Annotated in this window: 6 protein-coding genes; 1 reads left to right on the top strand and 5 read right to left on the bottom strand. The window is 72.3% G+C overall.

Annotated elements, in window-relative coordinates; translation table 11 throughout:
- Window positions 1–178: 178 nt before the first annotated feature.
- From ACYVE9_RS14155 to ACYVE9_RS14140, 4 genes are all read right to left on the bottom strand, one after another.
- Complete coding sequence (locus ACYVE9_RS14155) at window positions 179–895, bottom strand: tryptophan 2,3-dioxygenase family protein (RefSeq protein WP_461028184.1); 717 nt, start codon at window positions 893–895, stop codon at window positions 179–181.
- Window positions 895–2,136, bottom strand: a complete 1,242-nt coding sequence (locus ACYVE9_RS14150; RefSeq protein WP_461028183.1) for a pyridoxal phosphate-dependent aminotransferase — start codon at window positions 2,134–2,136, stop codon at window positions 895–897. The genes ACYVE9_RS14155 and ACYVE9_RS14150 overlap by 1 nt, the downstream gene beginning before the upstream one ends.
- A gap of 73 nt (window positions 2,137–2,209) precedes the next feature.
- On the bottom strand, window positions 2,210–2,968 hold the full coding sequence (locus tag ACYVE9_RS14145) for an SDR family NAD(P)-dependent oxidoreductase (protein WP_461028182.1): 759 nt from the start codon (window positions 2,966–2,968) through the stop codon (window positions 2,210–2,212).
- On the bottom strand, window positions 2,961–3,731 hold the full coding sequence (locus tag ACYVE9_RS14140; RefSeq protein WP_461028181.1) for a thioesterase II family protein: 771 nt from the start codon (window positions 3,729–3,731) through the stop codon (window positions 2,961–2,963). Before ACYVE9_RS14140 ends, ACYVE9_RS14145 begins: the two co-directional genes overlap by 8 nt.
- A gap of 195 nt (window positions 3,732–3,926) precedes the next feature.
- Between ACYVE9_RS14140 and ACYVE9_RS14135 the strand changes: the two genes are divergently transcribed.
- Window positions 3,927–5,168 carry a cytochrome P450 gene (locus ACYVE9_RS14135; RefSeq protein ID WP_461028180.1) on the top strand — a complete coding sequence of 414 codons (1,242 nt, stop codon included), beginning with the start codon at window positions 3,927–3,929 and terminating at the stop codon, window positions 5,166–5,168.
- 29 nt (window positions 5,169–5,197) lie between these two features.
- On the opposite strand, the gene ACYVE9_RS14130 is transcribed toward ACYVE9_RS14135, so the two are convergent.
- The coding region (locus tag ACYVE9_RS14130; protein ID WP_461028179.1) for a phosphopantetheine-binding protein at window positions 5,198–5,532 on the bottom strand (335 nt) is incomplete at its 5' end.

Here is a 5,532-nt window from a genome sequence, read left to right as displayed (position 1 = left end):
GGTGTCCGTCTGAGCCTGCGCACCGTGTGGGGCCGGGGCTACATCCTGGAGACCGCCACCTGAACCGAGTGGCCCCGCAACACGAAGTGTCCGGCCCCCGCGAAAGGGACCCGGACACTTCGCGTGCTCGTCACGGACTCCTCCGCGTACACGGGCCGGAACGCCGCTCCGGCAGCGGTCAGCCCGCCTGCTGGCGCCGGCGCTCGTGCACCTTGCCGCGCAGTTCGTGGAGTTCGGTGAACGGCATCGTGGCGCGGTCCATGAGATACGCCGTCCCCGAGGTGCCGGCGGTGCCCCGCTGCTCCCCGAGCATCTTCGTCACCAGGCCCACGTGGCCGATCTTCCACTGGAAGTAGCCGTTGCCGACCCTGAGCATCGCCTCGACGACCCGGTGGAACGAGCCCGCCTCGACGCCCGCTCCGACGATCTCCTCAAGATCGGCTCCGACGCTGTCCAGCCCGGCGCGGAAGGCCAGGAACAGCGATCCCGACTGGCGGGCACTGCCCAACACCCGCTCCAGTTCGTGGGCCTGGCTGGACTGGGCTCCGCTGGCCGTGCCGAGGTACTGCCGGAACTGGGCGAAGTCCTCCAACGGCAGCAGTTCCAGCGCCATGAGCTGCTCGTGCAGCAGGCGCAGCAGCTCACTGGCCCGGTAGAGCAGGTCGACCGACCTCTCCAGGCCCGCGGTGGTCATCGTCAGGAAGTTGCCTTCCACGGCGGCGAGGTCGCCGAGGATCTGCTTCAGCCACAGCTCGCAGGTCTGGTGGCTGACGATGAAGAACTGTTCGGAGAGCACGGTGCTGAGGTCCGCGTCGTCCTCGCCGGTACGCGGTTCCTGGAGTTCGAGCAGGTCGTCGAGCCTCAGGTAGGTGGCATAGGTCAGCTCTGCCCGCATCACTGGCCCCTCTTCTCGCGGACCAGGCCGACCAGGCGTTCCACCCCGGTGACGAGTTGCTCGCGGTCGACGCAGAACGCGATCCGGACCAGTCCGGACGCGACGCCGCCGTGCTTCAGCGGCCGCATCGAGCCGTCCGGGGCGAACTCGGGCCGTGCGGAGAACCCACTGCCGGGGACGACCACGACGTCGTGCCGGAGCATGAGTTCGTCGCTGAACTCCTCACCGGTCAGCCCGGTGGAGGAGATGTCCGCCATGGCGTACCAGCCGCCGTCGGGCAGTGCGGGCAGCAGCCCTTCGTCGACCAGCAGGGACAGCGCGGCGTCCCGGCTCCCCCGTACGTAGTCGTGGTTGCCGACGAGCGCTCCCGACGCGTCCAGCGCGGCCAGCCCGGCGTACTGGACGGGTGCGGACGGCGCGATGATGCAGGCCTCCTGCACCGTTCGCATCGCGGCCGCGACCTCGGGCCGCGAGACCGCGACGTAGCCGAGCCGGTAGCCGGTCATCGCCGGCCCCTTGGAGAAGGTGAAGACGCTGTTGACGAGGCGTTCCGACGCGGGGCGGTCACGCTCCAGGGCGGCTATCGACAGGTGGGGGCCGGAGAAGGCGAAGTGCTCGTAGGCCTCGTCGCTGATGATCTGCCAGCCGTGCTCGTCGGCGATCTCGTACATGGCCTGCTGCGACGGGAGGTCGGAGACCGCGCCGGTGGGGTTCGACGGGGTGTTGAGCAGCAGCACCCGCGTCCTGGGGGTGGCCACCTGCCGGATCGACTCGGGGTCGGGTGCGAAGTGCTCGTCGAGCTTGTAGAACACCGGGCGGAAGCCCGCGAGCAGGGCCTGTTGCAGGTGCACGGGCCAGTGGATCTCCGGCATCAGGATCTCCGCACCCGAGTCGGCCAGGCAGCGCATCAGCGCGCTGAGCCCCTGGCACGACCCGGGGGTGACGAACAGTCGAGAGGGCTCGGTGTCGATGCGGTTGACGGTTTCGAGCTTGTCCACGAGACGCTCGCGGAGCTCCATGAGCCCCTGCACGTCGATATAGCGGGCCCGGCCGTCCAGGGCAGCGGCGGCGAACTCCTTGGCGACGGAGTCCGGCGGCGCGAAGGCGGGCTCCCCCACGTGCAGCTTGATCAGGCCGGGGTGCTCCCGTTCGCGCTCGTTGGCGATCCGGAAGGACTCGTACAGGCAGGACGAGGGGATCGCCGAGGCCCGGGCGAACGACGGTGGGGCTGTCTGCGTCATCTGATTCATGCCTTTCCACTGGTGGCGGGATCGGCCGGGTCGGGCCGGCCATGTGGTGCTCCTGGGGTGTGGCTCACGCCGCTCGTCCGCCGTCCACGGACACCAGGGACCCGGTGACCCAGGACGAGGTCTCGGGGTCGACGAGGTGGCACACCCAGGCCGCCACCTCCGAGGCCAGGCCGAACCGCCCCATGGGGGTGCCGGCCACGATTCCTTCGCGCAGGGCGTCGGCGCCCCCGCCGGCCGCCAGGTCCCACAGACCCGTGTCGACCGGGCCGGGCAGCACCGCGTTGACCCGGACCTCGGGCGCCAGTTCCACGGCCAGCGACCTGGTCAGGGAGTTCAGCGCGGCCTTGCTGGCGCCGTAGAAGGACCGGGACGGCATCGCCAGGACGCCGCCGACGGAGGAGACGTTGACCACGCAGCCCCGGCTGCCGCGCAGCATGGGCAGCAGCGCCCGGATCAGCAGGGCCGGGGCCACCAGGTTGGTGTCGACCATGCCCCGCAGGTCCGCCTCAGCGGCGTCCTCCAGGCGGTCGAAGACCGCGTGCCCCGCGTTGTTGACCAGCGCGTCGACGCCGCCGAGCACCTCCCCCGCGCGCTCCGCTATCCGCGCGGCGGCGTCGGGGGCCGTGACGTCCACGGCGAACGGCACGGCGGTGCCCGCTCCGTCGGCCCGCGCCTTCGCCGACACCTCGGCCAGCCGGTCGGCCCGTCTGCCGACCACCACGACGTCGGCGTCCAGTCCGGCGGCGCGGGCGACCACAGCGGCCCCGATGCCCGAGCCACCGCCGGTGACGACCACTCTCAGGCCTGCCCAAGGACTACTCATGTGCCGTACGACCTCCCTTCGGGCGGACCGGAACTCTCCGCGCCAGGTCCGCCAGCAGGAGCGCGGGGTCGTCGAGGACGTGGAAGTGGGCTCCGGGTCTGACGTCGACGCTCGCGTTCCCCGTCGTGAGCCGGCTCCAGTAGCGGCCGGCCAGGACCGGCACCAGGGGGTCCCCCCGGGCCATGCAGGCGTGCACGTCGCAGCTGAGCGAGACCGGGTCCGAGCAGCCGAGGTAGCGCTCGTGGGCGGCGATGTCCGCGCGCATCACGGGGAGCACCAGAGCGCGGATCTCCGGCTCCGACGCGATGCCGGGGTCGATGCCGCCCAGGGCGACCAGCCGCTCCCAGAGCTCCTCGTCAGGCAGCAGGTGGTCGTCGCCGGGGGACCGGGCCGGGTCTCCGGGGGCCCAGGCGGAGGAGGCGACGAGCAGGACGACGTCGATCCCGGCCCCGGGGCAGCGGCGAGCCACCTCGCACGCGACGGCCGAGCCGAAGCTGTGGCCGAAGAGCAGCAGGTCCGCCGGCGGCAGCCGGGTCAGGTCGGCGACGATCTCCTCGGCGATCGCCCCGACCTCCTCCCTCAGCGGCTCCGACAACCGGTCGCCGTGCCCGGGGTACTGCGCGGCACACAGCTCCACCGCGGTCCCGGGGAACGCGGCGGGGAGCGGCGCCCGCCAGCCCGCGAAGCTCTCCGCACGGCCGCCGGAGTGCGGCAGCGCGAGGAGCCGGAGACCGGGACGCGGGGAGCCCGTCAGCGTACGCACGGATCCGCGGTGCAAGCCCATGTCCGACCTCCCCTTCGCCGCTTGGAAGTTGAGAATCGCACGCGTGCCGGGGGCCGCCGCCGAATCCTTCATGGTTCATTCAGCGCCGTCTCGGGCGCGGGCGCGAGAGGTGAGGATCGGGGTGACAGTCCGCCCCGATGCAGGCCCGGTGCCCGGGCCGAAAGGAGCCTCCCGGTGGTCTCCTCCGGTAACACCGGCGTCTTCGACGGCCCGTACGACGACACCTCCGGCGCGACTCTCGACCTCGCCGACCCGGCCGCCTTCGTCGAGAACGACCCGCACGCGTACTGGGACCGGATGCGCCGGACCGAGCCGGTGCGCTGGCATCCCCCGGTGGGCAGCCGCCCCGGTTTCTGGGCGGTGGCCCGGTACGGGGACGTCCAGGACTGCTACAAGGACGCGGCGCGGCTGAGTTCGGCCCGGGGCACGGTGCTGGACGTCCTGCTGCGCGGCGGCGACTCGGCCGGCGGCCGGATGCTGGCGGTGATGGACCGTCCGCGCCACCGCGAACTGCGCCAGGTGATGCTGCGTGCCTTCTCGCCGCGGGTCCTCAGGCACGTGGAGGACGCCGTGCGGCAGCGGGCGGACGCCCTGGTGACCGCCGTGGTCGGAGCGGGCGAGGTCGATGCCGCACGCGACATCGCCGAGCACCTGCCGCTCAACACCGTGTGCGACCTGCTGGAGCTGCCCGCCTCCGACCGGCCCCTGCTACTGGACTGGAACAAGCGCGCGCTGTCGTCCGAAAGCGCCGATGGCGACCCCATGGACGCGTTGGAGGCCCGCAACGAGATCCTGTCCTACTTCGTGGACGTGGTCCGCGAGCGCCGCCGACGCCCCGGCGAGGACGTGATCAGCATGATCGCCGACGCCCGGGTCGAGGGCGAGCCGATGACGGACGACGACCTCGCCCTCAACTGCTACAGCCTGATCCTGGGCGGCGACGAGTCCACCCGGGTGACCACGATCGGCGCACTGCACGCGCTGGGCACCCACCAGGAGCAGTGGCGTCGGCTGCGCACCGGTGAGGCGGCGGTGAAGACGGCGGTGGAGGAGGTGCTCCGCTGGGTGACCCCGGCCATGCACTTCGCCCGCACGGCCACCGCCGACCTGCGGATCGGCCCCGCGGAGGTGTCGGCGGGCGACATCGTCGTCCTGTGGAACATCTCGGCCAACAACGACCCGGCCGTCTTCGCGCGGCCCCGCCGCTTCGACGTCGGCAGGGAGCACAACCCGCACCTCGCCCTCGGGCACGGCCCCCACTTCTGCCTGGGGGCCTTCCTCGGCCGGCTGGAGCTGTCCGCCGTTCTGGACTCGCTGATCCGCCGGGTGCACCGGATCGAGATCCTCCGGGAACCGCCCCGCGTCTACTCCAACTTCCTTTTCGGGCACAGCTCCCTGCACCTGCGGCTCGACTGAGTCACGGCCGCGGCCCTTCCCGGTACCGCCTACCGGGAAGGGCTGCCGGACCGACGCGGGCCGTGGCGGCCCGCGTCGGTCGGGTCCGCGGTCAGCAGGCCGCCCAGCTCCGCCATGGTGGGCCGCTCGAAGACGGCCCGTACCGACAGGTTCATCCCCCAGTCGTCCCGTACGGCCTTGGCGAGCCGCACAGCCAGCACCGAGTGCCCGCCGCGGTCGAAGAAGTTGTCGTCCGGCGCGACCGTGGGCACCTCCAGCACCCTGGCGGCCAGTTCGCACAGCGCGGACACCGGGTCGGACCGGTCGAAGGCAGGGGCCGGCCCGCCGGGCGCCGTGGCCGCGCCCGCGCTGCCGGATTCCGCGG

The sequence above is a fragment of the Streptomyces sparsus genome (assembly GCF_054776295.1).
The sequence above is the reverse complement of the archived record's forward strand: the minus strand, read 5'-3'. Positions and strand labels throughout refer to the sequence as shown.

Excerpts from the sequence above, each read along its gene's own strand:
- ACYVE9_RS14155 (WP_461028184.1), bottom strand. The coding sequence starts at position 895 with ATGCGGGCAGAGCTGACCTATGCCACCTACCTGAGGCTCGACGACCTG.
- ACYVE9_RS14150 (WP_461028183.1), bottom strand. The coding sequence starts at position 2,136 with ATGACGCAGACAGCCCCACCGTCGTTCGCCCGGGCCTCGGCGATCCCC.
- ACYVE9_RS14145 (WP_461028182.1), bottom strand. The coding sequence starts at position 2,968 with ATGAGTAGTCCTTGGGCAGGCCTGAGAGTGGTCGTCACCGGCGGTGGC.